Here is a 4,709-nt window from a genome sequence, read left to right on the forward strand (position 1 = left end):
GTCCGCTGTGCGGACCAGCGGCCTCCCGTCCAGCAGGGTGGCCGGATTTATGATCAAAGCCATCCCGGAGGACAGCCAATGAACTGGACCGACAGCGGGGCTCGATCGCGCCTCGATGACGGGGAAGCCGTGGCTATCCCCACGCGTTTGTCCCTGCTCAGCGTTGACAACTTTAAATCGCTGGTCGATTTCAGGCTCCCTCTGGCGGACTTTACCTGTCTGATCGGCTTGAATGGTTCCGGAAAATCAACGGTCATTCAAGCCGTGGATTTCATCGCCTGCCTGTTCAAAGGAAGTATTTCCCGGTGGCTGGAGCAGCGCCAATGGAGCCCCGCCGACCTGAATTCCAAGTTGATACGAAAGAGCAATATCACAGTCGGTATCGCGTTGCGGAAAGGGGCCAAAGTGCTGTTTTGGAAGGCCAGATTTAATCGCACCTCGCTAAAATGCACTCAAGAAAGGGTTAGCGTCGACAAACGCATTATCTTCTCCGTCGATGAAGGCAGCTATGCGATACCGGACGAGCGCGAGGACATGGTTCGAACAAAGATCGCGTTCGAGTACGAAGGGTCCGTGCTATCCCAGCTCAAGGACGAAATCCTTCCTTCCGCGCTTCGCGCGCTCAAAGGATTTTTGCAGAGCACTGTAGCGCTCGACTTGCTGGCACCGCAATTTCTTAGAAAGAAGACAAATTCGAGCCGTGGAGATATCGGGTTGGCTGGTGAGCGCCTATCCGCGTTTCTTCACGACCTTTCGACGGCGCAACGAACGGAGTTGTTGGCGCGACTCCAGACGTGCTACCCACAATTGAGCAGCTTTTTTACTCGTTCACTGCGGGCCGGCTGGAAAGAGCTAAACATCAAGGAGCAGTTCGGAAACACCCCGCTTACCACCGAGGCTAAACACGTTAACGACGGCATGTTGCGGCTTATGGCAATACTTGCCGAGATCCTGACAGAACACAAGTTCGTGCTCTTCGACGAAATCGAGAATGGCATCAACCCTGAATTGGTGGAATTTCTGCTCGATATCCTGGTGGGCTCACGGCAGCAGGTACTGGTAACGACGCACAGCCCGATGATCCTGAATTATCTCGATGACGATGTGGCCAGGCGGGGCGTGCAATATCTGTACAAGACCCCGGAGGGTTACACGCGTTCGGTTCCCTTCTTCTCGATCCCATCGGTCTCGGAGAAGCTTGAGGTCATGGGGCCGGGTGAGGCCTTCGTCGACACGAATCTGACCCGGCTTCAAGGGGAGATTCAGGCGATGACGGCGGGCGGTCAGGGGCATGGTGATGCTGATCCTCGTTAGCGGAGAGGGTGTCACCGACATGGGTCGGTGCCTTGTTGCGGATTCGTGCTGCGGCGACGAGTTTGAAGCGGGACCCATGGCATGGCTTGTGGACCAAGTTGTGGAGGCGGCTCTAGAATATGCGTTATTGCCATTGGGTTTGATGTATTTCGTCTCGAAGGCGAGACTCTCCGCGGTGTCGAAGGCGCGTCGGACGGTGACCCTGGTTGGCAAGAAACGTCCACTAGAGACGGGTTACTTCTATTTTAACGCCCGCGCCATGGCTCATTTGGCAAAAGAACTTGCAACGGATATGGACGACGAGGTCGTTGCAGTGCTGTTCCGCGATGCGGACAGGACGCAGTCGACCGCAGAAGTGGAGTGGCATAATAAGCGCGAGTCCATGCTCAATGGGTTTGCCTACGAGGGTTTCGACAAAGGGGTCCCGATGGTGCCCAACCCGAAGTCAGAAGCTTGGCTTCTCTGCGCCCTCAAGAAGCAGCAACCGTACCAACACTGTGACGGCATCGAGCTTGCGTCAGGCAATGACCGTGCCCCGAACTCACTTAAGGCACAATTGGCGGCGGCATTGGGAGAGGAACCGAGCGCCGCCGCACTGGCCGACCTTGTACGCACCGGCGCGGTCGACGCCAGTCGAATCGATATGACGAGCTTCAACGCCTTCAAGACGCGCCTTGAGGATTGCCTCTGTCCGTGGAAGAACATGGCCGCGGGAGGCTAGAGAGATTCATGGACACCCAACGCATCCGCGACGCACTCCGAGACCAGTTCGATAAGGACGGGCACCGTATCGTTTTCTGGAACGACCCCGATCGGGAGTTCGAGGAGACGCTGCCGGAGCTTGACCTCGGTGATGTAACCCTGTTGCGCCTCGACCAGGTCTGCGGGTTGGAGGTCAAGGTGCGCCTGGAGCTGACCGATACCCAGGGCCGCTATCTGCTCTATGCCCCGTCTGAGCCGCCGGAGGTCGAACAGGACTGGCTGCTCGATATCCGCCTGTACAGCGCGAGCTTCCGGGCGGACCGGGCCTCGATGCTGCTCAGCGAACTCGGGTTGACCCAGCAGTCGTTGCGCACGCACCTGGCGGAGCGCGCGCGGTTCTTCGCCAACCGGGACCGGCTGGAGCGGCTGAAGCGGCTGGTGAGCCCCAATGACAGCGCCCTCGACATCGACCGCAAGATCATCGCGGTGCTCGCCAAGGCCGATCAGCCGGAGTTTTTCAATGTCCTGATCGCCTTGTTCGATGCCATCCCGGAGGGCCAGCTCGACGCGCTCCCGCCCGCGTGGGAGGAGATGCAAAAATTCGGGGTACAGGGGGCCTTCTGGGACCTCGTAGGGGGCCAGTTCGGTTACCAGGAAGGGGCGCCGACACTCAAAAACCTGCTGATCCGGCTCCTGGTGTCGGATCTGAATCACGCCTGCCGCGGGCCGCTTCCGGGGGGCCTCAAGCCGCTCACGCTGGGGCGCCAGGGGGCCGCCAATGCGGTGGTCTGCCTCGCCCAGTGGCGTGACAGCAGCACCCGGGGGCCGTCCTATGAACGCCTGTCAGCCGACGTGGCGGATGCGGTGAAGCTCACGCAACACTTGGGGGCCTTGGAGATCGAGGCCCTGGCCGAGGTCAAGACCTTCCTGCTGGTCGAGCAGGTCATCGCCAGTCGTTTGCGCGACCGGGTGCTGGAGACCGCGCAGAGCATCAAGCCCCAGGCCGTCCGGGCCATCGCCGCGCACCGACAGGATGGGTACTGGGCGTCACGGGCGCTGCCGGACACCCCCCATGCGCCACGCCGCTCACTGTACGCGGTCTACGAGGCCCTGCAGACCGCCGCGGACCTGTTGGACCTGCGCAACGAGCACCTCGGCGGCTTGGCGCAGCCGGACGCACCGGCGCTGCTGCGCGCCTACTTGGACGGCCTGTATCGCTTCGATCAGCTCTACCGCCAGTTTTGCGAGGCCGCGGATTACGCCGAGTCCCACGACTGGGATGTGCTCAAGTCCTTGCGCAAGAAGATCGAGCAGGTCTATGGCACGGGCTTCGTGGCGGAGTTGGCGCTGGAGTGGAACAAGCATCTGGAGGGCGGTCTGCTCGAGTCCTGGCGGATCGACGGGCTGCCCAATCAGCAGACATTCTTTGAGCGGGAAGTTGCGCGCGTCCTGGCAAAAGGGACCGACCGCCGGGTCTTCGTGATCATCAGCGACGCCCTGCGCTTCGAGATTGCGCAGGAGCTCAACGGCCTGCTCAACGGTAAGTACCGCTTCGACGCGGACCTGTCCGCCCAGCTTGGCGTGTTGCCGTCCTACACCGGGCTGGGCATGGCCGCGTTGCTGCCCCACCAGGCGCTCGACTACGACGAGGGCGGCACCGTGCGGGTCGACGGCCTGCCGTGCGGTTCGCTGGAACAGCGGGGCCGGGTGCTGGAAGCGGTGCAGGGCGTGGCGGTCCGGGCCGAGGTCTTCATGGCCATGAAGAAGGACGAGGGACGTGCCTTCGTCAAGCCCTATCGGGTGGTCTATGTCTATCACGACCAGGTGGACGCGGTCGGCGATAAGGCCGCGACCGAGGGGCAAACCTTCGGCGCAGTGCGCAAGGCGATCGATGAACTGTGCGACCTGGTGAGCAAGATCATCAACAGCCTCAACGGCAATCACCTGGTCATCACCGCCGATCATGGCTTCCTGTTCCAGGAAACACCGCCTGGAGAGACCGACAAGAACACCCTGGCCGGCAAACCCGTCGGCACCCTCCTGGCCAAGAAGCGCTATCTCCTGGGTCGGAACCTGCCTGCCAGTGACCAAGCCTGGCGTGGCACCACCGCAGTCACGGCCGGCGCCGGGGGCGGGATGGAATTCTGGGTGCCGAAGGGCGCCAACCGCTTTCACTTCGTCGGTGGCTCGCGGTTTGTGCATGGCGGGGCCATGCCGCAGGAGGTCGTGGTGCCGGTCATCCGCGTGCACCATGTCAAGGAGACGGGCAGCGCGGCCAAGACGCGGACCCGCACCGTCGGCGTAAGCGTACTCGGCAGCAATTTCAAGGTCACGACCAACCGTTGTCGCTTCGAGTTGATCCAGACCGAGCCGGTCGGCGAGCGGATCAAGCCGGTCACGCTGAAGGTGGCGATCTACGACGGCGCGGAACCGGTCACCAATATCGAGACCCTGACCTTCGACAGCCCCTCCACCGACATGAACCAGTGGAAGAAGACGGTGAGCCTGACCCTGGAGGGGCGGCGCTTCGACAGCAAGAAGGTCTTCCAGTTAATCCTGCGCGACACCGAGACCGGGGTGGAAGAGGCGCGCTTCGACGTGACGATCGACCTGGCCTTCAGCAACGACTTCTGATCCACAGAGGGTAACGATGGAAGGAAGAATTTTGTCCACAGATGAACACAGATGAACAC

General features: G+C 61.3%; 3 protein-coding genes. All 3 read left to right on the forward strand.

The genetic code is table 11. The annotated features are described in order from the left end of the window. Nucleotides 1-78: 78 nt before the first annotated feature. Genes QZY48_RS02280 through pglZ form a run of 3 tightly spaced genes read left to right on the forward strand, consistent with a single transcriptional unit; the run spans nucleotide 79 to nucleotide 4,650 of the window. Complete coding sequence (locus QZY48_RS02280; RefSeq protein WP_295427151.1) at nucleotides 79-1,314, forward strand: AAA family ATPase; 1,236 nt, start codon at nucleotides 79-81, stop codon at nucleotides 1,312-1,314. Continuing rightward, a complete protein-coding gene (locus QZY48_RS02285) occupies nucleotides 1,292-2,035 on the forward strand; it encodes a hypothetical protein (RefSeq protein ID WP_295427154.1) in 744 nt (247 codons plus the stop codon). The genes QZY48_RS02280 and QZY48_RS02285 overlap by 23 nt, the downstream gene beginning before the upstream one ends. Nucleotides 2,036-2,043: 8 nt before the next feature. After that, nucleotides 2,044-4,650, forward strand: coding sequence for a BREX-1 system phosphatase PglZ type A (gene pglZ / locus QZY48_RS02290; RefSeq protein ID WP_295427157.1), 2,607 nt, complete (start codon nucleotides 2,044-2,046; stop codon nucleotides 4,648-4,650). Nucleotides 4,651-4,709 lie beyond the last annotated feature (59 nt).

Source organism: uncultured Thiodictyon sp. (assembly GCF_903828115.1).
Lineage (GTDB): Bacteria > Pseudomonadota > Gammaproteobacteria > Chromatiales > Chromatiaceae > Thiodictyon.